Raw genomic sequence first — 22179 nt, forward strand, 5'->3', positions numbered from 1 at the left:
CCCGGTTCCGCGTGGACCGGGACCGGAAGCAGGAGCGGGCCCGGGAGCGGGACCGGGAGCGGGCTGCGCCGGCGCGGATGCGACGCGGCGGGTGATCAGGTCGTGGCCCCACCGGACGGTGTGTCCCCGGAGGACCGGCCCCGCCCGGGCGGGGTGCGCTCGTCGGGGCGCGGCCCCCAGCTCGGGTAGAGCAGGGTCCCCGCCGAGTCGGCGAGCGGTTCCCCGGCCGGTGATCGGCCGTCGTCGGGCCCCGGGACGACCGCGTCGATCCGCAGGTCCGCGGCGTGCGGCCGACCGGCCGCGATCCAGCGGTCGGCCAGCTCGGCGAGCCGGTCCGCGGCGGCGGCGCCGCCGGGACCGAACGAGCGGAGCGTCGCGGCGGGCTCGGCGAGCAGCAGCGCGCAGCCGTCGTCGGTGGTGATGCCGAGCCCGGCCCGGCCCCCGGCCAGCGGGAACAGCGCATCGGCGAGCCGCCCGCGGGACGGTCCGAGCAGCCGGACGACGGCGGGATCGGCGAGCGCGCACCACAGGCCGAGGCCGTCCCACAGATCCGACACCGAGCCCGGCGCGGGTGACGGGCGGTCCGTCCCGCGGTCGTGCAGCGCCCGTTCGAGCAGCCCGGGATCAGGGTCCGGTGCGCCGTTGCCGGAGTGCTGCACCGACCATCCCGATCCGGGCAGCACGGTGTCCGCGCCCGGGTCCGCACCGGCGCCGCGGAGCCGGACGAACGCGCAGCTGCGGACCGACACCGAGGCGAGCCGGTGCGGCGTCGTCCGCGCGAAGGCCACCGACAGCTGGCTGCCGCGCACGGTGAGCGGGAGCAGCAGCCGTCCGGTCGGGGTCAGCTGGAGCACCCATTCCGGGCGGATGCCGGTGGAGCCGACGGTCAGCTCGATCCGGTCGTAGGGCGCCGACGACGGGTAGCCGGCCGCCCCGTCCGCGGTGATCACCTCGACCTCGTCGAGCCCGGCGGCGAGCAGGTTGGCCCGCGCACCCTCGACGAGGTCGTCGTCGATGTCGACCGTGGTCACCGCGCCGCGGCAGCCGACGATGTGGGCGAGCAGCCCGGCGTTCCATCCCGCGCCGGCGCCGATCTCCAGCACCCGGTGGCCGGGTGCCGCGTCGAGCTGCTCCAGCATGATCGCCACCATCGACGGCTGGGACACCGAGCTGACCGTGACGCCGTCGGCCGTCTTGATCGGGACGGCCTCGTCGGCGTAGGCGTCGATCGGGTCGCTGCCCGGCAGGAACAGGTGCCGGGGCACCTCCTGTAGCGCGGCCCGGATCCGCGGGCTGTGTACCCGGCCGTCCCGCTCCAGGTCGGCCACCAGCCGGGTCCGGGCGTGTTCGGCCGTCCGCATGCCGCGCATCCTTGCGGGTACTGCGTCCGCAGGACAAATCCCGCCACCGCGACGAACGACGTAGCCGGTCTCCGTCAGCAGCGGCTCACCTGCACCGCAGGGTGCTCCTAGGCTCGGCATCGTCACCGTTCCGCTCGACGAGGAGCACCGATGACCTGTCCTTGGACGTACCCGGTTCCCGGCTCGCTGTTCGGTCGCCGGCACGCCGTGCTGACCGGGACCGTCGGCCGCGACGACCTGCGCGCGCTGAGCGCCGAAGCCCCGGCAGACGGACGGATCAGCGGTCTCGCCCCGGCGCACCGCCCGGTGACCTCGCAGATCGCGCAGCGGCTCTCGGCGCTCGCCGAGTCCCACCATCTCGCATCGCCGTTCGAACCGACCGAGGTCGGCTTCGTGACCCGGCACGCCACCGAGCCCCGCCGGGACCGGCGCTTCTACCTGGGCTGCACGGCCTGGGTGGTGCTCGCCGGCGGCGGGACGCTCACCGAGCACTCCGAGCGTGACCGGACCGAGGTGTTGCGCCGCAGCCGGATCGCTGCCGGCGACGTCGTCCTGCTGCGTGGCTGGAGCCCGCTCGGCGCCGCCGACCCGCGCCCCTATCTGCGGGTCGTACCCGACGAGCAGCCGTTGCCGCTGATGCGGGTGCGGCAGAACGTGGTCGGGTCGACCCGTGAGGCGGCCTGGCTGCCGCTGCTCACCGCCACCGAGGTCGCCGAGGCCCGCGCACGGGCCGCCGCCTGCTGACCGGGCCGGCAGCGCACCACCGAGCCGCCGCAACGCCGTGCCGCCGTGCCGCCGTGCCGCCGTGCCGCCGTGCCGCCGTGCCGCCGTGATGATGCAGCGCCACCGGATGCGGCACTACGGGATACAGCGCAGCCGAGATGCAGCCCGGCGGGTTCCCGGCCGTCACCGGCCCGCTGAGCTGCATCTCGGACACCCCGCCGTCACGGCCGGACGCTGCGGCCGGCCGGCGGACGCAGCGATCAGCCGGCGGCGCGATCAGCCGGCCGGCGGCGCGGTCACGCTGGTGTCGAGCCAGCTGCCCGGGTCGAGGCCGGGCGGGAGCTGCCCGATCCCGACGATCTCGTCGTAGGCGGCCTGCCAACGCTCCGGCGAGATCCCCAGCAGCGTGTCACCGGCGGTGTAGGAGTCGGCGTAGGCGGACAGCGCGGCCGTCGCCACCTCCGGATCACCCAGTGCGGGGACCTCGTACTCGGAACCGATCAGCTCCATCGTCTCGGCGAAGCCGTTCGCCTCGTCGTCGATGATGAACTGCATCGCCTCCTCGACGGCGGCGGCGTAGCGCTCCAACTGGTCGCGGGTCTGCGGGTCGGCCATCTGCGCGGCGGAGGTGACGTATACCTGGGAGCCGGCGTCGACGTCCTGGTTCGGGTCGTAGACGACCGCCTCGGGGCGGGTGCGGTCGAGCAGCACGGAGGTGTCCAGCGACACGATGTAGGCGTCGACCCGGCCGGAGGTCAGGAGATCGAACACGCCCGGGCTCAGCCCGACGACCTGGCGCGGCACCTCCTCCGGCGCGACCCCGGCGGAGCCCGCCACCAGGTCCAGGGTGATCGAGCTGGTCCCGCCCTCCGACGGGGTGCCGACGAGCTGTCCGCGGAACTGCTCGGCCCGGGTGATCGGGGCAGCCTCGGTGGAGATCATCCGGATGGTGCCGGTGTGGATCGGCTCGCCGAACGCGAGCAGCGGGGCGTTGCGTTCACCGGCGGCGATCATCGTCTCGATGTCGCCGATCCGGGTCAGCTCCGCGCCGCCGGCGAGCACGGTCTGGATCGCGGGAGCGGAACCCTGGGTGGCCTCGAACGTGACGTCCAGCCCGCGCGCCTCGAACAGGCCACGGGTGTCGGCGATCATCTCCGGGGCGAACGAGAGGCTCTCCAGCGGCAGTACGTTGAGGAAGGTGACCGGCTCGCCGCCGCTCTCGTCGTTCCCGCCGCAGGCGGCCAGCACCGCGCAGGCGGCCAGCACCGCGGCGCAGGTCCGGCCCACGCGGCGGGCTCCCCGGGCGCTCCGGGTGGATGTGGTGGTCATGGCTCACGTCTCCTCGCGTCGTTGCGATCCGTGGCGATCCCGGGTTCCCCGGCCACAACGCTAGGAAGGGCGCCCGGGCAGCGGAAATAGACGATCCGCCTGCCGCTCATCAATGGCGTCGATACTCGCTGGTGGCGGGCAGGAAGGCGGCCAGCTCCGCCAGCACCGCACCGGGCGCCTCCTCGGCCAGCAGGTGCCCGGCGTCCAGTGCCCGCCCGGTGGCCTCCGGCGCCCACACCCGCCAGTCCTGCAGCACATCCGATTCCCGGCCGAGCGGGCCGCGCCGTCCCCACAGGACGAGTGTCGGCGCGCTGATCGTGCGCAGGCCGCGGTCGGCCTCGTCGTCGGCGGCGTCGACGTCGAACCCGGCCCGGTAGTCCTGGCACATCCCGTGCACCACCTCCGGGCGCGCCCACGCCGCCGCGTACGCGTCGAGCGCCGCCGGATCGCAGACCTCCGCCAGCCCGCGCCCGAGGATCGCCTCGGGCTCCGCGGCCACCAGCCGCTCCGCCAGGTCCGTCGGCTGCGACAGCAGGAACCAGTGGATCGCCCCCCTGGCGAACCGGGCGCCGGCCCGGGCCAGCACGTCGGCCGTCGGCAGGATGTCGAGCACCGCCAGCGCGCTCACCGTGCCGGGATGGTCCAGCGCCATCCGGTACCCGCAGCGGGCACCCCGGTCGTGCCCGACGACGGCGAACCGCTCGTGCCCGAGCGCGGCCATCACCGCGACCAGGTCGGCGGCCATCGTCCGCTTGCCGGACACCGCGACCTCGGCGCCCGCCGGCAGCGTGCTGTCGCCGTAGCCGGGCAGGTCCGCGAGCACCACGGTGTGGCGGTCGATCAGGCCGGGGGCGACCCGGTGCCACATCACCGACGTCTGCGGCCATCCGTGCAGCAGCAGCACCGGCGGCCCCTGGCCCGCCTGCCGGACCCGCACGGTCCCGCCGGACGGCGTCCGGACGTCCTGCGGACGACCGGGCAGCCCGATCCCGCTCACCCGAGCCGGTACCAGGCGGCGGCCGTCGCGCCGCGCACCGCGGCCAGCTCGTCGCCGTTCAGTACGGCCGCCAGCCGGTCGGCGCCGGGACCGTGGTCGTGCGGGTGGTCCTCGGCGTGCATCAGCAGCTCCGGGCCGAGCAGGTCGATCGCCTCCCTGGCCTGCACCGGGTCGGACGGCAGGTGGATCGGCGCGGTGGTGAACCGGACGTGCTCGCGGACGATCTCCGACGGCGGCCGGTTCACCCACGGCACCTCGCGCCAGACGCCCTTCCAGTCCTTGTCGAACCGCCACAGCAGCGTCGGCAGCCAGGTCGAGCCGCACTCGGCGACGGTGACCCGGAGCCCGGGGAACTCGGCGAACACGCCCTCGGTGACCAGGCTGACCAGTTGCCCCTGGGCGATGATCTGGCCGTTGGCCAGGTAGTCCTCCAGGTAGCTGTGGGTCATCCCGCTCGACGTCGGCGCCTGCCCGGCCCGGCCCCACGCGTGCAGGGTGACGACGAGATCGTGCTCGGCGGCGGCGCGCAGCACCGGCCGGTTCGAGACGTTGCCCCAGCGGGTGTCGTTGCGGACCGGCAGCAGCACCGTGACGACCTCCGGCCGGGAGCCGATCCGGTGGATCTCGGCGACCGCGGCGTCGACGTCGAGGGTCGGCACGACCATCGCCACCCGCAGCCGCGGGTCGCGGGCCTGCCAGTGCTCCAGCAGCCAGTCGTTGAGCGCCCGGCAGAGCGCCGCCTCGTAGTACGGGTTGCGGTTGGTCTGGAAGGTGCTGGTGCAGGTCAGGATCGCGATATCGGTGCCGTCCGGGGAGAGCACGCGCTCACCCAGCTCACCGACGTCGGACAGCGGCCGGCCGCCCGGGCCGATGGCGGGCGGGTAGGCGCCGCCCTGGGTCGGCGACAGCGACACCCCGCCGTCGGTGGTGTAGTCGCGCCAGTACGGGTCCATGTGCGCGACCACGTCGGACAGTTTCGACGGGACACAGTGGACATCGGTGTCGACCGCCACCACTCCCACCGCCGGGGCGCTCATGCCGCCACCCGCTCGGGCAGGTCGTAGAGCCGGCAGGCGTTCGATCCCATGATCGACTCGCGCAGGTCGGCCGGGAACAGCCGTGGCGCCGCTGTCGGCGAGTCGAAGTCCCAGTGCGGGTAGTCCGAGGCGAACATGATCCGCTCACCCAGGCCGAGATGCCGGATCACGGTGGCCAGATCGGCCGGATCGCGCGGCTCCTCGATCGGCTGCGTGGTGAACCACAGGTGCTCGCGCAGGATCTCCGACGGCAGCCGGTCCAGGTGCGGGACGTCCTCCCGTAGCGCCGCCCAGCCGTCGTCCAGCGCCCAGATCAGCGGTGCCGCCCAGGCCAGCCCGCCCTCCACGCAGACCACCTGCAGCTCGGGGAACTCGGTGAGCACCCCCTCGCAGAGCAGGCTGGTGACCAGCGAGCCCATCATGTTGCCGTTCCAGACGTGTTCCTCGAGGTAGAACGAGGGCCAGCCGGCTCCGCGGTGCTGCTCCAGCCCACCGGTGTGCGCGGCGATCGGCAGACCGGCCTCGGCGGCGGCGGCGTAGATCGGCCAGTACCGGCGCCTGCCGAATCCGGACTCGCCGCCGGTGGCAAGCAGCACCTGGCAGAACCGCGGGTCGCCCGAGCGCCTGCGGATCTCCTCCGCGGCCAGCTCCGGCGACTCCAGCGACACCGCGATCGACGACCGCAGCCGCGGCTCGCGATCCAGCCAGCACTCGGCGACCCAGTCGTTGAGCGCCCGGCACAGCGACGCCGCGAACTCCGGGGTCTCGGCGCCCCAGCTGTGCGACTGCAGCGGGATGAGCACGCCGTGGTCGATGTCGAACTCGTCGAGCAGCTGATCGCGGACGAGCTGCAGATCGCTGCCCGGGAAGGCACCCTCCGGCCAGGCGTCCAGCCGGTAGCCGGAGTTGCGCACCCGCGGGTAGACGTCCGGCGGGGCGGGGACGCGGCTGCCGAACAGCTCGTAGCGGCGCCGGGCGGCCGGGTCCAGCCGTCGCACCAGCTCGGCCGGCGGGCAGGCCGGGTGGATGTCGGTGTCGACGATGGTGAATCCGGTACGCCGGCGAACCGGCGCCGCCGGCGCCTCGGGTGCGGTGGTCACTGGCTCTCCCCCTGGCTCGGGACGGTGCGGGTGGAACGCGGCGTGGTGTCGACGACGACGTGGTCGCCCGAACCGAACCGCTCCACCGTCACGTCGAAGGTCTCGGCGACGAACGGGCCGGGCCGGCGCTCGCCGGGCGCGGGCTCACCCGCGCAGTCGTCGCCCGGCTCGATGCTCACCTCGTAGCTCCGGGCCGGCGGCTCCCCCGGCCCGAGGAACGACTGGCCGGTCGCCAGGTCGTACTCCCAGCCGTGCCAGGGGCAGGCGATCAGGGCCTGCTCGTCTTCGCGCTGGTAGCTCCCGGGTGTGCTCGACCGGACCCACGCCTGGGTGCGGCCCTGGCACAGCGGGCCGCCCAGGTGCGGGCAGTGGTTGTTGAGTGCGTAGAAGCGATCACCGACCCGGAAGACCCCGATCGAGCGCCGTCCACGGGTGACGATCTTTCGTTCGCCGGGCGCGAAATCCTCCACCCGGGCCACCACGATCCGCATGCCCCGACGCTATGTCGCAGGTCACGGCGGGCGGAAAGAAAGACTTGGGATGCGGGGCATTCACCGGGTCTATGGGCCGGGGCGCAACGATCGCGACGCGGTGTCGAGCATCGCGCGCAGCCAGGAGTGCGCGGCGTCGTCGGAGCGCAGCCGGTGCCACCAGAAGACCTCGACGATCGGTGGCGGATCTCCCGGACAGGCCACGATCCGCAGATCGGAACGGTCCGCGAAGCCGGCGGCGAGCCGCCCCTGCATGACCGCGACCCGGTCGGTCCCGGCGACGAACCACGGGGTGGCCGCGTAGCTGTCGACCCGCACCGCCACCCGCGGCCTGGTGCCGAGCATCGCGAGCAGCGGGGCGAGCGGGGAGCTCGCCGGGTACTGCGGATCGGGATGGTTCGGGATCACCCACGGCAGGCGTTCCAGGTCACCCAGCTCCATCCGGTCCCGCACCGGGTTCGCCGCGTCGACGACACACACCCAGCGGTCCCGGAACAGCTCCTGGCCGCGCAGCTCGTCGGCCTTGAACTCGGCCTTCGGCGCGGAGATGATCCCGTCCAGCGTGCGCAGCGTCTCCGGCAGGTCGGTGGGCAGCCTGCCCTTCACGACCGGGACGTGCAGCCGCACCCCGGGTGCGGCATCGTGCACCGCGCGGGAGAGCGACTCACCCATCGCCGCCAGCACGTAGTCGGTGGTCATGATCGTGAACTCGTGCTCGGAGATCTCCGGCCGGAACGGCTCCTCCGGCGCGAACAGCCGCTCCAGCCCGAGGCACAGCGGCTCGACCTGCACGGCGAGCCGGCGCCCCAGCGGGGACAGCACGTAGCCGCCGCGGGTGCGTTCGAGCAGGTCGTCGTCGAAGTGCCTGCGCAGCCGGGCGAGTGCCGCGCTCGCCGCGGGCTGGGTCACCCCGACCCGCTCGGCGGCCCGGGTGACGTTCTGCTCGCGCAGCAGCTCGCGCAGGATCACCAGCAGGTTCAGGTCGACATTGGCCAGTGCGGCCGCGGCGGAACGGGCCACCTCAGCTCTCCTGTTCGTCCAGGCCGGCGACCGGGAGCACGGTGCGGACCGTCCAGCCGCCGTCCGGGCGCGGGCCCGCCGCGCAGGTTCCGCCCCAGCGTTCGGCGCGCTCGCGCATCGACACCAGCCCCAGGCCGCCGGGGACGCCGGTCAGCGGATCCGCCGGCCGGATCCCGGACCCGTCGTCGGCTATCTCGACCACCAGGTCGCCGTTGCTGCGTTCGATCCGCACCCGCACCGTGTCCGCCCCGGCGTGCTTGACGGCGTTGTGCAGCGCCTCCCGGACGGTCCGGTAGAGGTCGTCGGCGACACCGGGGCCCAGCCGCGGGTCCGCCGGGGCCAGCACGTCCACCCGCAGGCCGGTCCGGGACTGCACCTCGGAGGCGTGCGTGCGGACGGCCTCCACCAGGTCGCCGCCGCGTGGTGCGGACGGGTGCATCTCGCGCACCAGCAGCCGCAGGTCGTCCAATGCGTCGGCGGACATCTCGGAGAGCTCGGTCGCCGCACCCAGCACCCGGGTCGGGTCCGGATCGGAGCGGTCCAGCTGGCCCTGCAGCGCCGAGACCTGCATCCGGATCGAGAACAGCTGCTGCACCACCGAGTCGTGCAGGTCCCGGGCCAGCTTGCGGCGCTCCGCGGTGCGGGCCTCGGAACGGGAGCGGGCGACCAGCCGGGCGGTGTCCACCGCGACGGCGGCGTGTGCGGCCATCGCCTCCAGGAACGCCAGCGACGACGGGTCCGGCGCCTCGTCCGGCTCGTAGTAGGCGTTGATCACGCCGACGGTGGTGCCGCGGACGACCATCGGCATCGCGACGAAGCCGTCCCAGTCCGGCCGGCTCATGATCTCGTGCAGCGGCTCCCACGCTGGGTCCGACAGGATCGCCGCCCGGCGGTGCGGCACGGCGACCGCCTCGCCGCGCGCGTGCGCGTCCAGGAACCGGATGTCCGCGCCGCGCTCCCGGCAGGCCCGCAGCCGCCGGACGAAGTCGGGTGCCGACCCGAACCCGGCCATCCCGAGCACCTGCAGATCGGCCGCCGGATCGTCGACCGCCAGGATCTGCGCGGCCGCGATGTGCGCGGTGCCGACGATCTCGCGGGCGATCGCGTCCAGCGTGCTGGTCAGCGAACCCGCCTCGGCGACCCCGGCGGCGGCCCGGACGATCGCGGTCAGCCGCTCCTGCCGGGCCAGCCGGTCGGTGACGTCGCTGAACCACACGGCCAGCCCACCGGTGCCGTCCGGCGCCACCCGGTAGCGCAGCTCGCGGGACAGCCCGTCCGCCACGGCCCAGCGCACCGTGCGGGTCCCGGACGGACCGGCCGGGCCGGGAACGAACGGCGCCCGGACGCCGACGAGTTCCTCGGCAGGGCGTCCGAGCAGCGCGGCGGCGGCCGGGTTCAGCGAGCGGAACCGGCCGTCGGCGTCGAGCAGGACGAGACCGTCCGCGCACACCGCGACGAGCGCGGCCGCTCCGGGCTCGTCCCGGTCCGGAACCGGAATGGTCGTCACATCGTCGTGCACCGCACCATCATGCGGTCACCGGCCGCCCGGTTCGAGCGTTTCATCAGGGTAGTTGATATCAATCTGCTCCTCCGGCACGCCGAGCGCCGAGTGCAGCACGGATCGCATCATGTCCTTCGGGACGAGACAGTCGGCGCAGGCGTCCGGTCCGGCGCTGATCCGGATCTCCAGCCGGTCACCGGCCTCGGTCACCTCCATCGAGTAGTCGTCGGCCTCCAGACCGGCGCGCAGGCCCTCCAGCGCGGTGTGGTCGATCGTCATGTGCGGGTCCCTTCGTCGTCGGTGCTTCCGGGTGGGTCGAGCGGGTAGTGGCAGGCGGCCCGGTGCCCCGGTGCCAGTTCGAGGAGCACCGGCTCCTCCTCGGCGCAGCGCTGCTGCGCGCGCGGACAACGGGTGCGGTAGCGGCAGCCGCTGGGCGGGTCCAGCGGCGACGGCGGCTCGCCGGGGGGCGCCTTCGGCCGCCGCACCCGCCCGGTCGCCGGGTCCAGGCCGGGGATCGAGTCGAGCAGCGCCGCGGTGTAGGGATGCCGGGGCGCCCGGTAGAGGGCGGTCGCCGGGCCGAGCTCGGCGAGCTGCCCGAGGTGCATCACCGCGACCCGGTCGCTGACCTGCTTGACCAGCGCCAGGTCGTGCGCGATGAACAGATAGGACAGGCCGAGCTCGGAACGCAGCCGTTCGAACAGGTTCAGCACCTGGGCCTGGATCAGCACGTCCAGCGAGGACACCGCCTCGTCGCAGATCAGCAGCGCCGGGTCCAGTGCGATCGCCCGGGCGATCGCGACCCGCTGGCACTGCCCGCCGGACAGCTCGTGCGGGCGCCGCTGCCCGTACAGCGACGGGTCCAGCCCGACCATGTCCAGCAGCTCGTCGACCCGGCGGGCGCGCGTCGACGCGGTGCCCTCCCGGTAGCCGACCAGCGGCTCGGCGACCAGCTCGGCGACCCGCCAGCGCGGGTTCAGCGAGCCGAACGGGTCCTGATAGACCATCTGCAGCGAGCGCCGGGCCCGCACCAGCTCGCGCCGGCGCAGCCGCATCAGGTCGACGCCCTGGAACTCGATCTCGCCGGACTGCGGCCGCGGCGCCTGGATCAGCGAGCGGGCCAGCGTGGACTTGCCCGAGCCGGTCTCGCCGACCACCCCCAGCGTCTCCCCCGGGTAGACCTCCAGCGAGACGTTCGAGACGGCGTGCACCACGCCGCCCTTCACCCCGCCCGCGGCCCGGACCGGGAACTCCTGGACGACGTCGCGGGCGGCCAGCAGCGGGGCGGGCGGCGCGGTCCGCGTGCCGGTCCCCCGATGGTCGGTGACCGTCATCGCCGGTCCTCCTCGCGGTCGGTGCCCGGGCCGGGTTCGGGATGCCAGCAGGCCCAGCGGTGCCCGGGTTCGTGTTCGGTCAGCGGTGGCTCGGTCAGGCACTGATCGTCGGACGAGGCGCACCGCGGGCGGAACGGGCAGCCCTCGGGCAGCGCCCGCAGGTCCGGCGGCTGGCCGGGGATCACCGGCAGCAGGGTGTGGGACGGCCGGTCGAGCAGCGGGATCGCGCCGAGCAGCGCCGCGGTGTACGGCATCCGGACGGCACCGAACAGGGTCGGCGCCGGCGCGTACTCGACGGCCCGCCCCGCGTACATGACCAGCACGTCGTCGGCGTAGCTGGCGGCCAGCCCGAGATCGTGGCTGATCATGACGACGGCGGTGCCGAGCCGCTGCTGCAGCTCGGCCAGCAGCTCCATGATCTGGGCCTGGGTGGTCACGTCGAGCGCGGTCGTCGCCTCGTCGGCGATCAGCAGCCGGGGCTGCCCGGCGAGCGCGATCGCGATCATCACCCGCTGCCGCATCCCGCCGGAGAGCTGGTGCGGGTACTCGAAGAAGCGCCGCTCCGGTGCCGGCAGCCGGACCAGCGTGAGCAGCTCGACGGCGCGCTCCCGGGCGACCCGGGCGTCGACGTCGGCGTGCACCCGGACGGCCTCGGTGATCTGGTTGCCGATTCGCATCGTCGGATTGAGCGAGCGGGCCGGGTCCTGGAAGACCATCGCGATGTCCGAGCCGCGCCGCCCGCGCATCTCGCGCTCCGGCATCCCGATCAGCTCGGTGCCGTCGAACGTCGCCGAGCCGGTGATCCGGGCGGACTCGGGCAGCAACCCGAGCAGCGCCCGGGAGCTCACGCTCTTGCCGGACCCGGACTCGCCGATCACCGCCAGCGTCCGTCCGGGGGCGACGCTGTAGGACAGCCCGTTGACCGCGTGCACCGGAACGCCGTCCCGGGTGAACCGGACCCGCAGATCGCGCACCACGAGCAGCGGATCGGGGGCCGGCGCCGGGCCGGTGCGGGCCGGGGCGGTGTCGGTACCGGAGATGCTCATCGGCCGCTCCATCGTGCGCGCAGGGTCTCGCCGAGCAGGTTGAAGGTCAGGACGGTCACGAAGAGCACCAGGCACGGCCAGACGACCAGCATCGGCGTCGCGGACAGGCTCTGCTGGCCCTGGGCGATCATGTTCCCCCAGCTCGGTGCGGGTGGCGGGATACCGAGACCGAGGAACGACAGCGCTCCCTCGATCACCATCACGATGCCCATGCCGAGCATCCCGAAGGTGATCAGCTGGGGTGCGATGTTCGGCGCGACGTGCCGCAGCAGCGTCCGGTGGCCGGGCGTGCCGCACAGCTCGGCGGCCGCCATGAACGGCTGCTCGCGCAGCCGCAGGGTGGCGGCCCTGGCGATCCGGGCGAACGCCGGCACGCTGAAGAACGCCAGCGCGAGGATGGTGTTCGTCCGGCTCGGGCCGAGGCTCTGCGCCACCGCCAGGGTCAGCACCAGCGACGGGAACGCGATCAGCACGTCGAGCACCCGCATGATGAGGGTGTCGACGATGCCGCCGAGGAAGCCGGACACCGCCCCGAGGGTGCCGCCCACGAGCAGCCCGAGCAGGTTCACCGAGACCGCGACGATCAGCGACGAGCGCCCGCCGTGCAGCACCCGGGAGAAGATGTCGTTGCCGTTCGGGTCGGTCCCGAGCAGATGTCCCGGCGAGAACGCCGGGAGGTAGCTCGACAGCACGCTCCCGCCGATCGGGGGTGGCAGCGGCAGCACCACCGGGGCGACGAAGCAGGCCGCGGTGATCAGTGCGAGCAGCCCACCGGGCAGCACGATCGCCGGGGTCCGGAGCAGGCTGCGCCGCCCCGGTGGTGAGGCAGGGGTGACAGGGGTTCCGGAGGTGACGGGCTCAGCGACTGCCATAGCGGATCCTCGGGTCGAGCACGGCGTAGAGCAGGTCGGCGAGCAGATTGGCCAGCACGGCGATCACGGCGAACACCACGACGCACGCCTGCACCACCACGAAGTCCCGGGTGTTGATCGCCTGCAGCAGCAGCTGCCCGAGACCGGGCAGCGCGAAGATCTGCTCGATGATCACGGTCGCGCCGATCAGCGTGCCCAGGTTCAGCCCGACCACGGTGATCAGCCCGAACGAGGAGTTCCGGAAGGCGTGCCGCACCAGCACCCGCCACGGCCCGACGCCCTTGGCCCGGGCCGTGATGATGTAGTCCTCGCCCTGTAACTGATCCACCAGGTCCCCGCGCAGGAACCGGGTGTAGAAGCAGAACAGCGGGAACGCGATCGCCACCGCCGGCAACGCCAGCGAGTGCAGGTTGCCGGTCACGCTCTCCGAGAGCGGCACGAAGCCGATCGCCGGGAACATCGAGAGCTGCACCGCGAACAGCAGCACCAGCAGCAGCGCCAGCACGTAGTTCGCGACCGACAGCCCGGTGATGCTGACCAGCATGCTGAGCCGGTCGAACAGGCGGTTCGGCCGGTAGGCCGCCAGCAGCGCGACCGGGATCGCCAGCCCCAGCGACAGCACGAACGCCATCCCGACCAGCTGCCCGGTGACGGCCAGCCGCTCCGCCAGCACCGGGGTGACCGGCTGGCCGCTGATCACCGAGTTGCCGAGGTCGCCGGTCACGGCGCCGCCGAGCCACTGCAGGTAGCGCACCGGTCCGGACCGGTCGAGCCCGAGCCGCTGCTCCAGCGCGGCGATCTGCTCGGCGGTCGCCTCCGGCCCGAGCAGCTGCTGCGCGGCCCCGCCCGGGATCAGGCTGAGCACCCAGAAGGTCAGGATGCTGGCCCCGAGCACGATCGGGACCGCCATCAGCGTCCGCTTGCCGACCATCCGCAGCGCCGGTGATCCGAGCAGCGTCGTGAGGCCGCCGGAACGGTCGCGGACCGGTGCGCCCGCCGTCACTGCTGCGGCTCCCGCCAGACCTCGTCCCAGTGCACGCCGGTGTTGACGACGATCGGCGGGATCTGGGTGGTCAGTCCGGGTCCGTACACCCCCGGGACCGCGAGGTTCGCCGGGGCGAACGCGAGACCGAACGGGGCGTAGTGGTTCTCGGCGATCATCTCGCCGGCCCGGTCGTAGAGCTCCTGGCGCTCCGCCGGGTCGACCGTTGCCGCTGCCTCGTCGAACAGCGCGTCCAGCTCGGGATCGGTGACCCCGGAGAAGGGGCTGTTCGAGTCGAACCGGAAGTTGACGCCGACACCGGCCGCCGGGTCCCACGATCCGGCGGTCTGCAGCATCGCGTGCCAGCTGCCCCCGTTGAACTCCTGGATCAGGGTGGACAGCTCGTAGGTCTCGGTCCGGACAGTGATGCCCGCCTCCTGCCACTGCGTCTGCAGCGCGGTCATGACCTGCTCGGCGACGTAGGCGCCGAGCGTCCCGAGATCGACCTCCAGCCCGCCGAGCTCGGTGACGAGCTGCCGCGCCCGCTCCGGGTCGTGGCCGGTGTAGCCGGGGATCTCCTCGGTGTGGAACAGCCCGCCCGGCCCGGTGAAGCTCTGGCTGACCGGGTACTGGCCGCCGAACAGGCCCTGCGCGATCGCGTCGAAGTCGGTGGCGGCGTAGATCGCCTCCCGGGCCCGCGGGTCGTCGAACGGCGCGGCCTCGGTGTTGAGCTGGACGACGTAGGGCGAGGTCGCGGGCTGTACCGCCACGCTGAGCTGCCCCTGCGACTGCGCCTGCTCCAGCAGCGGGGTCGTGGTCAGTCCCTCGTACGCCTGTGCCTGCCCGGCCAGCAGCGCCTGGTAGGCGGGCTGGTCACCGCCGATCGACTGGAAGGTCAGCCGGTCCAGGTAGGGCAGCCCGTCCTTGAAGTAGTCCGGGTTGCGCTCCAGCACCAGCTCGGAGCTGAGCTGGTTCGACACCACGGTGAAGGGACCGGCGCCGACCGGCTCGATCGCGAAGGCGTCCTCCCCCTTCTCCGCCAGCGCGGTGGGCGAGGCGATCCAGTTCACGTTCGTCACCGGAATCGCGTTGATCACCGCGGCGTAGGGCCGGGTGAACTCCAGGACGACGGTGAGCGGCCCGTCGGTGGTGATGCCGCCATCGGCCAGCGGCCAGTTCGGCGAGCAGGTGCAGGGCGAGTCGACGGCCCGGCGGAAGTTGGTGGCGACCGCCTCGGCGTCGAACGCCGTGCCGTCGGTGAACCGGAGCCCCTCGCGCAGCGTGATCCGGATCGTGCGGCCGTCGTTCTCGATGGAGCTGCTCTCCGCCTGGTGCGGCTCCACCCGGGCGTTCGTGCCGTCGTCGTCGGCGACGAGCCGGAACAACCCGCCGTAGATCGCGCTCATCTGCGGCACGTTCGCGCCGCCGGTGGTGTTGGTGGCCGGGTCAAGGCCGGTCGGCCAGCCGCCGGCGAACGCGGCATCCTCCAGCACGGTCAGCTCACCGCCCTGCTGGGGCGGACCGGACGGCTCCGCGGGGCCGTCGCCCGCGGTCGTGGCCGCCCCACCTCCGCAGCCGGCCATGACCATGGCCGTGGCCAGCAGCAGGGCCGGCAGGTGCATCCGTCGTCTCACGGGGCACTCCCGTTCGGTTCGGGACCGGCCCGCCCACGCGTCGGCGGGGCGTCCGGTCGGTGGTGGGACCCGGGCACCGGGCGATCGGGGCCGCCGGCGGGCGTGACCAGGCTCACTGTGACGTCGACCAGCGTCGGGCAGCGTCACCGTCGCGGTGGAGGGCGCTTTCGCCCGGCGGAAGACAACTTGGCGGCACGCCGTCCCCGGACACGACGAATGACGTAGCCGGGCCTGTCCCATCCGACCCGTTCGTTCGTGGGGCCCTTGTGACGCAGCGCATGGCCTGCGGAGACTGGTCGGGCGGCGGCTCCGGTCGCCGCACGACGTGGAACGCTGGACGAGGGGGTCGGGCGTGGTGGAACCCTGCAGGACGACGGGCGCGAGGGCCGCACGATGACGGTGACGGCGGAGCGCGGCCCCGGATGGGCACCCGAACCGGATCCCGGCGACGCCGGCCGGCGGGTCACGGCCGCGGGCCGGATGCTGGCGGTACTCGACGCCTTCGGGCCCCGGCACCGGTCGCTCACGCTCAGCGACATCGCGCGCCGCGGCGGGCTCAGCCTGTCGACCGCGCACCGGCTGGTGCACGAGTTGATGGCCTGGGGCGCGCTGGAACGCGACGGCGAGGGCCGCTACTCGGTCGGGCTACGACTGCTGGAGCTGTCGGCACTGGCACCGCGCGGCCTCGGCCTGCGTGAGGCCGCCTACCCACACCTGGAGGACCTGCACCGGGCCACCCGCGGCAACGTCCATCTGGGCGTGCGGGACGGCACCGGCGTGGTCTACGTCGAGGCGATCCGGGCCCGGGTCCGCAATCCGGTGAACAGCCGGGTCGGCGACCGCTGGCCGATGCACGCCACCGGCACCGGGCTGGTCCTGCTCGCGCACGCCGAACCGGAGTTCCAGGAGCAGGTGCTGAGCTCGCCGCTGGAGCGCTTCAGCCCGATGACCGTGATCGACCCGGACGAGCTGCGCCGCACCCTGGCCTCGATCCGGCAGACCGGGGTGGCGGTGGCACGCGGGCAGATCACGGTGCCCGACATGGTGGTCGCGGTGCCGGTGCTCGACGCCGGCGGACGCGTCGCCGCAGCCGTCAGCGTGGTCGTGGAGGCGACCGACGAGCGGACCCGGGAGCTGGCAGGGGTGCTGACACAGGCGTCCCGGGCGATCTCCCGGACCCTGGGCCCGAGCCCGGTCACCGAACTCTGAGCCGCCCGGCCCTCGGGCCGGGCGGCGATCAGGGATCAGGCAGGCGGGTCGATCCCGAGCCAGCGGAAGGTGTTGTGCCACAGGATGTCGTCCAGCTCGGCCGGGGACAGGTCCAACGACCGCAGGGTGCGGCCGCAGGGCTCCTCGCGCGGCATCGCCGGGAAGTCCGAGCCCGCCAGCAACCGGTCGTGGCCGAGCAGATCGACGAGGTAGCGCAGGGCGCGGTGGTCGAAGACCATCGTGTCGTAGTAGAAGCGCCGGGCGAGCTCCGTCGGCGACGGTCCGTCGTCGTGCGCGAACGCGCGCTCGGGTACCGCGGGCTCCTCGTTCCAGGTGCCGCTCCAGAAGTACTGCGCCCGCGGCAGGACGAGCGGGAAGCCGCCGGCCGCGTGGCTGAACGACAGCCGCAGGTCCGGGCACTCGGCCGCGGTCCCGCCGGTGATCATCGACGCGGCGGCGGTCGCGCCCTGCAGGCCGACCACATGGGTGCCCATCGCCGAGGCCGGGAGCTGATCGGTCGGGACGGGCATGGCGTGCACGAACACCGGTAGCCCGAGCCGCTCCGCCTCGGCGAAGAACGGCCGGAACCGCTCGTCCCCGATCGGCCTGCCGAGCACCGCGGAGGCGATCTCGACGCCGTGCAGGCCGGCGTCGCGGATCTGCTTCAGCTCGGCGGTCGCGGTGTCCGGGTCCTGCATCGGGACGATGCCGAAGCCGTAGAGCCTGCCCGGTGCGGCCGCGCTCAGCGTCGCGGTGAACTCGTTGACGTGCCGGGCCAGCGACAGCCCGTCGGCGACCGCGAGGTCGTAGCGCAGCAGCGGCGGCATCGGGGTGATCACCTCGGCGTCCACACCGGACGCGTCCTGGGCCTCGATCCGCCGTTCGGCATCGAAGAACGCGGCCTTCGCGGTGAACCGCACCGACCCGAACACCAGCAGCCGGGCGTCGGTGCCGTCGATCGCCTCCATCCGCGGGAAGCAATCGGGGCCGTCGTCGGGGTAGTCGTGGGGCAGCAGGTGGGCGTGTGCGTCGATCAGCACGGCGACTCCTCAGTGCAGGTGGGGATGGACCGACACGTGCACGGCGTGCTCGCCGGGCTCGTCCCCGGCCAGGGTCCGCAGCGCCAGCGCGGTGTCGTCGAGCCCGAACGTGTGGGTGTGCAGCTTCTCCAGCGGGAACCGGCCGGACTCGATGATCGCGATCGCCTCGGCGTAGCCGCGGGCGTCGACGCCGTAGGCGCCGCGCACGGTCAGTGCCCGGTTGATGATCAGGTCGGTGTTCAGCGGGTTCTCCCGGCCGCCCTTGAGCCCGGCGAGCACCACGGTGCCGCCGTGCTTCGCGGCGCGCAGCGCCTGGGTGAGCGGGGCGGCGGCCATCGGGGTCAGTTCCAGGACGACGTCGGCCCCGGCCCCGCCGGTCAGGTCGAGCACCGTCTCGACCGGGTCCTGGGCGCCGTCCCCGTCGACGACGACGGTGTGGTCGGCGCCGAACTCCCTGGCCAGCTCCAGCTTGTGCGCATCGGACTCGAGGCCGGTGATGATGATCGTCCCGGCGCCGGCGGCACGGGCGGCGATCACCGAGGCGATCCCGCGCTGGCCGGCACCGAGCACCAGCACGGTGTCACCGAGCCCGATCCCGCCCAGGTGCACCGCCCACCGGACGCCCGCCCCGAGCGGGTTGAACATCACCGCCAGCTCGGCCGGCAGGTTCCGGTCGATCTTGTGCAGCACCGCGTTCGGCGACAGGTAGAGGTGCTCGGCCATCCCGCCCCACAGCGACGGCGCGACGTCGGTCCCGGTCACGCCGTGCGCGTTCCCGCGGTTGCGGCAGGACTGGTAGCGGCCGGTGAGGCAGTCGTGGCAGGCCCGGCACGGCACGATGACCTCGAGCGCGACCCGGTCGCCCGGCTCGACGCCCCACCGGGCGGCCGCCCGATCGCCGACCTCCTCGATGATCCCGAGCGGCTCGTGCCCTGGGATCACCGGCTTGCCCGAGCCCATCCGCATGTGGCCGCGGAACATCTCGACGTCGCTGCCGCAGATCCCGTTCGCCTCGACCCGCAGCAGCCCGTCGTCGGCACCGATCGCCGGGCGCGGGAACTCGCGCAGCTCGATCGTGCCGGGTGCGGTCTGCACGGCGGCGCGTACCTGGTCGCTCATGGTGTGTCTCCTGCGTTGTCGGCGGGTCGGGGCAGCGGGAACGGGCTGAGCCCGCCGCCGTCGAGGACGAGGGTCTGGGCGGTGACGTAGCCGGCGTCCTCGGCGGCGAGGTAGGCGACCGCCGCGGCGACGTCGTCGGGCCGCCCGGCCCGTCCGACCGCGATGGACCGCCCACGGGCGGCGACCGCGGCGACCGCGGCCTCGTCGTCCAGCGTCGGATCGAGCACCGCCCGGCTGGTGGCGAGCAGGCCGGGGCAGATCGCGTTCACCGTGATCCCCCACCCGGCGACGTCCATCGCGAGCGCGCGGGTCAGCCCGACCACCCCGGCCTTGGACGCCGAGTAGGCGGCGGAGCGCGGGGCCGCGGACAGCCCGGCCATCGAGGAGATGTTGACGATGCGGCCGTAGCGCTGCCCGCGCATCACCGGCACCGCCTCCCGGCACATCAGGAAGGTGCCGGTCAGGTTGGTGTGCAGCAGTTCCTGCCACACCTGCAGCGAGGTCTCGCAGATGTCGGCCCGGTCGGCGCCCTGTGGTGCGGCGGCGTTGTTGACCAGGACGTCGAGCCTGCCGAACTCCTCGACGGCGGTGCCGACCATCCGGGCGGCGTCGTCGGGGTGGCCGATGTCGCCGAGTGCGGCGACGGCCCGGGCCCCGGTGCCGGCGAGCTCCGCGGTGAGCGTGGTGAGGCCGTCGTGGGTACCGGTTCCGGTCTGCGCCGCCTGCCGGGCGTTGGGCACCCCGCCGGGCACCCGGTCGGTGACGACGACGGCGTACCCGGCCGCGGCGAGGCGGCGGGCGATCCCCTGGCCGGCACCGTCCGGCTTGCCGCAGCCGGTGACCAGCGCGACCCGGGCGCTCACCGGGCACCCCCGGTGCCCGGCGCGGCTGCGGCGACCGCGGCACCGGCGAGGTGCTGCGGGTCGCCGGTGTCCGGGACGTCACCGGATCCGGCCACCGTGCGGACCGGCGGCCCCGGCGGGAACCGGTGCGGTGGCCCGCCCTCCACGGCGAGGGTGTGCCCGGAGATCCAGCGGGCGTGCGCACCGAGCAGGAACGCCGCCGCGGCGGCCACGTCCCACGCGGTGCCCTCGGTCTTCAGCGCGGTCGAGTCCCGGCGCGCACCGCGCAGGTCCTCGCTCATGTTCGCGGCGGCGAACGATCCCCAGATCGCGCCGACCTGCACGCAGTTGACCCGGATGCCCTGCGGGCCCAGCGTCGTCGCGGCGCCCTCGGTGAGGTTCTCCAGGCCTGCCTTGGCGACGCAGTAGACCATCCCGGGCCCGCGCATCCGGACCCCGACCGAGGACACGTTCACGATCGACGAGCCGGGCGGCAGCAGCGGGACGGCGTGCCGGGTGATCTGCCAGGCCGAGGTGAGGTTGATCCGGAGCAGCTCGTCGAACCGCTCCGGGGTGACGTCGAACAGTCCGGCCCGGTCCCCGGCGGCGACGTTGTTCACCAGCCCGTCGAGCCCGTCGAGCAGCTCGGCGGCCCGGGCGACGGCGGCGGCGCACTCCTGGTCGGTCGTGACGTCGGCGACGACCGGGACGGCCCGCCCGCCGTCGGCGGTGATCTGCTCGACGGTGCGGCCCGCGGCGGCCGGGTCCCGGTCGAGCACCGCGACCCGGGCACCCTGGGACGCCACCAGCCGGGCGGTCGCGTAGCCGACGCCGGGCAGCTCACCGTTCTGGCCGGCGCCGGTGACCAGCACGGCGCGGCCGTCCATCGGTCCGGCCCCGGGCGTGAACGGGTTCTGCAGCGGGCCGGTCATCGGGTCACCCCCGCCACCGGCACCGAGGTGCCCGACCAGTCGGAGAACAGCCGCACCACCATCGAGATGCCGGCGTTGCGGGCCCCGGCGACGGCCAGCAGCAGGTTCTCCCGGCCGGAGCCGGCGAGCAGCGGATCGAAGCCGTCGGCGCGGGTGCCGTCGGCGAACCGGACCTGGCCGTCCAGGCCGTCCTTCCCCGCCCTGGCGAGATCGGCGACGCTGCGGCCGCACCGCTGGGCCAGCCAGGCCCGCACGTCGGCCCGGCCGAACCCGGCGGCGGCGAGCTGCTGGGCGTGCTCGGGGCAGAACACGATCCCGGCGCTCGCGTGCCGGAAGATCCAGGCCCCGGTGCGGGAGATCGTGTCGGCGATGTCGGTGAGCAGCTGCTCGACCGAGCCGGTGTGCCGGTTGTCGACGTACTCGCAGGTCCGCAGCAGGGTCGCGGACACCGCGGACTCCCCCGGCGCGACGCCGGCCTCGACCGACAGCGGCTCCCAGGGGCTCTCCTCCTCGTTCTCGGCGATGCAGATCTGCCAGCGACCGGGCAGGCCCTGGGTGGCCTGTTCCAGGGCGTGCGGGTGCACGCCGTAGACGTTGCGCACGATCAGCCCGATCGTCCGGGCGACGGTGGCGTTCGGCCGGAACCCCGGCCCGAACACGCCGCCGGTGGAGTTGAACCCGAGCGCCTCGCGGACCGGGCCGTTGACCACGATCAGCGGCGCCGGGCCGCTGGTCGACTGCCAGCCCCCGCCCCCGGTGGCGCGTTCCGCGGTCAGCGCGGCCCAGGCCGCGAGGACGACCGGGAAGTACTCCGGACGGCAGCCCGCCATCACCGCGTTGATCGCGGCCAGCTCGACGGTGACCGCCCGGTCCAGCTGCGGCAGCCTGCCGATCTCGGTCTCCGGGGCCAGATCGGTGGTGGCGAGGAAACGGTCGACCAGTGCGCGCGACGCGGGCACCACCGGCAGCCCGTCGGTCCAGCCCTGCTCGAAGCAGTGCTCGACCGCCGCGGCGGCGAGATCCGGGTCCGGATCGATCCCGGCGGTCACCGCTGCGCCCCGGTGAGCAGCGCGGCGACGTCGCCGGCGAGCCGCGCGGCCCGGTCCCGGACCTGGTCCGGTTCGAGGATCGCGACCGGGTGCGGGGTCGTCAGGTAGCGGTAGCCGGTGGCGCCGCGCAGCGCGGCCATCGTGTCGGCGGTGGCCGCGAAAGCGTCGCTGCAGATCACCGCGGCGGGCACCCCGGCCTGCTCGAACAGCACCCCGTCGGCGACCGCGGAGGCACTGCACGATCCGCAGTCACCGACCCCGGTGACGACGACGTCGCAGTCGCGGGCGTACTCCTCGATCAGCTCGTCGGGCGCCGGGACGGCGAACTGCCGCTTCGTGCGGGCCACCGTGACCCCGGCGGCGCCGTGCTCGTCGACGAGCAACCGGGCCAGCTCGGTGAGCAGCAGATCGGCGTTCTTCTTGGTGTTCTCCAGTACCCCGATCCGCAGGCCGGTCAGGTCGGCGCGGCGCGGCGCGAGCAGCGCGGCCCCCGGCTCCGGCGCCGGCTCGGCGCTCCGGCCGGTCGGGTCGAGGATGGCGTTGGGCTTCTCGGGCACGTCTCGT

The 22179-nt window shown here is 73.9% G+C and carries 22 protein-coding genes; 2 read left to right on the forward strand and 20 right to left on the reverse strand.

The window, feature by feature from the left end; translation table 11 throughout:
* Window positions 1-95 precede the first annotated feature (95 nt).
* Complete coding sequence (locus Pdca_RS23485) at window positions 96-1361, reverse strand: methyltransferase domain-containing protein (protein ID WP_232021148.1); 1266 nt, start codon at window positions 1359-1361, stop codon at window positions 96-98.
* A gap of 150 nt (window positions 1362-1511) precedes the next feature.
* Between Pdca_RS23485 and Pdca_RS23490 the strand changes: the two genes are divergently transcribed.
* Entirely contained in the window at window positions 1512-2105 is a 594-nt protein-coding gene (locus tag Pdca_RS23490; RefSeq protein WP_085913514.1) for a hypothetical protein, read from the forward strand.
* Between the two features lie 255 nt (window positions 2106-2360).
* Here Pdca_RS23490 and Pdca_RS23495 read toward each other — a convergent pair whose 3' ends face one another.
* The 13 genes from Pdca_RS23495 to Pdca_RS23555 form a co-directional block, all read right to left on the reverse strand.
* A complete protein-coding gene (locus Pdca_RS23495) occupies window positions 2361-3413 on the reverse strand; it encodes an ABC transporter substrate-binding protein (protein ID WP_085913515.1) in 1053 nt (350 codons plus the stop codon).
* Between the two features lie 109 nt (window positions 3414-3522).
* Complete coding sequence (locus Pdca_RS23500) at window positions 3523-4410, reverse strand: alpha/beta fold hydrolase (RefSeq protein ID WP_232021150.1); 888 nt, start codon at window positions 4408-4410, stop codon at window positions 3523-3525.
* Window positions 4407-5447, reverse strand: a complete 1041-nt coding sequence (locus tag Pdca_RS23505) for an amidohydrolase family protein (RefSeq protein WP_085913516.1) — start codon at window positions 5445-5447, stop codon at window positions 4407-4409. The genes Pdca_RS23500 and Pdca_RS23505 overlap by 4 nt, the downstream gene beginning before the upstream one ends.
* The gene (locus tag Pdca_RS23510) at window positions 5444-6547 is read right to left on the reverse strand and encodes an amidohydrolase family protein (protein WP_085913517.1); all 1104 of its coding nucleotides are present in this window, start codon (window positions 6545-6547) and stop codon (window positions 5444-5446) included. Before Pdca_RS23510 ends, Pdca_RS23505 begins: the two co-directional genes overlap by 4 nt.
* Window positions 6544-7038, reverse strand: a complete 495-nt coding sequence (locus Pdca_RS23515) for a Rieske (2Fe-2S) protein (protein WP_085913518.1) — start codon at window positions 7036-7038, stop codon at window positions 6544-6546. The genes Pdca_RS23510 and Pdca_RS23515 overlap by 4 nt, the downstream gene beginning before the upstream one ends.
* A 69-nt stretch (window positions 7039-7107) precedes the next feature.
* Window positions 7108-8058, reverse strand: coding sequence for a LysR family transcriptional regulator (locus tag Pdca_RS23520; protein WP_085913519.1), 951 nt, complete (start codon window positions 8056-8058; stop codon window positions 7108-7110).
* 1 nt (window position 8059) lies between these two features.
* Window positions 8060-9577 (reverse strand): sensor histidine kinase, encoded by a 1518-nt coding sequence (locus Pdca_RS23525; protein WP_085913520.1) that lies wholly within the window; start codon window positions 9575-9577, stop codon window positions 8060-8062.
* 15 nt (window positions 9578-9592) lie between these two features.
* A complete protein-coding gene (locus Pdca_RS23530; protein ID WP_085913521.1) occupies window positions 9593-9838 on the reverse strand; it encodes a hypothetical protein in 246 nt (81 codons plus the stop codon).
* Window positions 9835-10890 (reverse strand): ABC transporter ATP-binding protein, encoded by a 1056-nt coding sequence (locus Pdca_RS23535; RefSeq protein WP_085913522.1) that lies wholly within the window; start codon window positions 10888-10890, stop codon window positions 9835-9837. Before Pdca_RS23535 ends, Pdca_RS23530 begins: the two co-directional genes overlap by 4 nt.
* The gene (locus Pdca_RS23540) at window positions 10887-11936 is read right to left on the reverse strand and encodes an ABC transporter ATP-binding protein (protein WP_085913523.1); all 1050 of its coding nucleotides are present in this window, start codon (window positions 11934-11936) and stop codon (window positions 10887-10889) included. The genes Pdca_RS23535 and Pdca_RS23540 overlap by 4 nt, the downstream gene beginning before the upstream one ends.
* Window positions 11933-12808, reverse strand: coding sequence for an ABC transporter permease (locus Pdca_RS23545; protein WP_085913524.1), 876 nt, complete (start codon window positions 12806-12808; stop codon window positions 11933-11935). Before Pdca_RS23545 ends, Pdca_RS23540 begins: the two co-directional genes overlap by 4 nt.
* On the reverse strand, window positions 12795-13811 hold the full coding sequence (locus tag Pdca_RS23550) for an ABC transporter permease (RefSeq protein ID WP_232021152.1): 1017 nt from the start codon (window positions 13809-13811) through the stop codon (window positions 12795-12797). Before Pdca_RS23550 ends, Pdca_RS23545 begins: the two co-directional genes overlap by 14 nt.
* On the reverse strand, window positions 13808-15424 hold the full coding sequence (locus tag Pdca_RS23555; RefSeq protein WP_232021154.1) for an ABC transporter substrate-binding protein: 1617 nt from the start codon (window positions 15422-15424) through the stop codon (window positions 13808-13810). The genes Pdca_RS23550 and Pdca_RS23555 overlap by 4 nt, the downstream gene beginning before the upstream one ends.
* Before the next feature lie 393 nt (window positions 15425-15817).
* Here Pdca_RS23555 and Pdca_RS23560 point away from each other — a divergent pair, with 393 nt between their 5' ends.
* Window positions 15818-16633 (forward strand): IclR family transcriptional regulator, encoded by an 816-nt coding sequence (locus Pdca_RS23560; RefSeq protein WP_085913526.1) that lies wholly within the window; start codon window positions 15818-15820, stop codon window positions 16631-16633.
* Window positions 16634-16668: 35 nt separating this feature from the next.
* Here Pdca_RS23560 and Pdca_RS23565 read toward each other — a convergent pair whose 3' ends face one another.
* From Pdca_RS23565 to Pdca_RS23590, 6 genes are read right to left on the reverse strand one after another with little or no spacing between them, the layout of a single operon-like run.
* Complete coding sequence (locus Pdca_RS23565) at window positions 16669-17673, reverse strand: amidohydrolase family protein (protein WP_085913527.1); 1005 nt, start codon at window positions 17671-17673, stop codon at window positions 16669-16671.
* 9 nt (window positions 17674-17682) lie between these two features.
* A complete protein-coding gene (locus Pdca_RS23570; RefSeq protein WP_085913528.1) occupies window positions 17683-18792 on the reverse strand; it encodes a zinc-dependent alcohol dehydrogenase in 1110 nt (369 codons plus the stop codon).
* Entirely contained in the window at window positions 18789-19655 is an 867-nt protein-coding gene (locus Pdca_RS23575; protein ID WP_085913529.1) for an SDR family NAD(P)-dependent oxidoreductase, read from the reverse strand. The genes Pdca_RS23570 and Pdca_RS23575 overlap by 4 nt, the downstream gene beginning before the upstream one ends.
* Window positions 19652-20566, reverse strand: a complete 915-nt coding sequence (locus Pdca_RS23580) for an SDR family NAD(P)-dependent oxidoreductase (RefSeq protein ID WP_085913530.1) — start codon at window positions 20564-20566, stop codon at window positions 19652-19654. Before Pdca_RS23580 ends, Pdca_RS23575 begins: the two co-directional genes overlap by 4 nt.
* Complete coding sequence (locus tag Pdca_RS23585; protein WP_085913531.1) at window positions 20563-21615, reverse strand: hypothetical protein; 1053 nt, start codon at window positions 21613-21615, stop codon at window positions 20563-20565. The genes Pdca_RS23580 and Pdca_RS23585 overlap by 4 nt, the downstream gene beginning before the upstream one ends.
* The gene (locus Pdca_RS23590; RefSeq protein ID WP_085913532.1) at window positions 21612-22172 is read right to left on the reverse strand and encodes a UGSC family (seleno)protein; all 561 of its coding nucleotides are present in this window, start codon (window positions 22170-22172) and stop codon (window positions 21612-21614) included. The genes Pdca_RS23585 and Pdca_RS23590 overlap by 4 nt, the downstream gene beginning before the upstream one ends.
* Window positions 22173-22179 lie beyond the last annotated feature (7 nt).

The sequence above is a fragment of the Pseudonocardia autotrophica genome (genome assembly GCF_003945385.1).
In the GTDB taxonomy this organism is placed as follows: Bacteria; Actinomycetota; Actinomycetes; order Mycobacteriales; family Pseudonocardiaceae; genus Pseudonocardia; species Pseudonocardia autotrophica.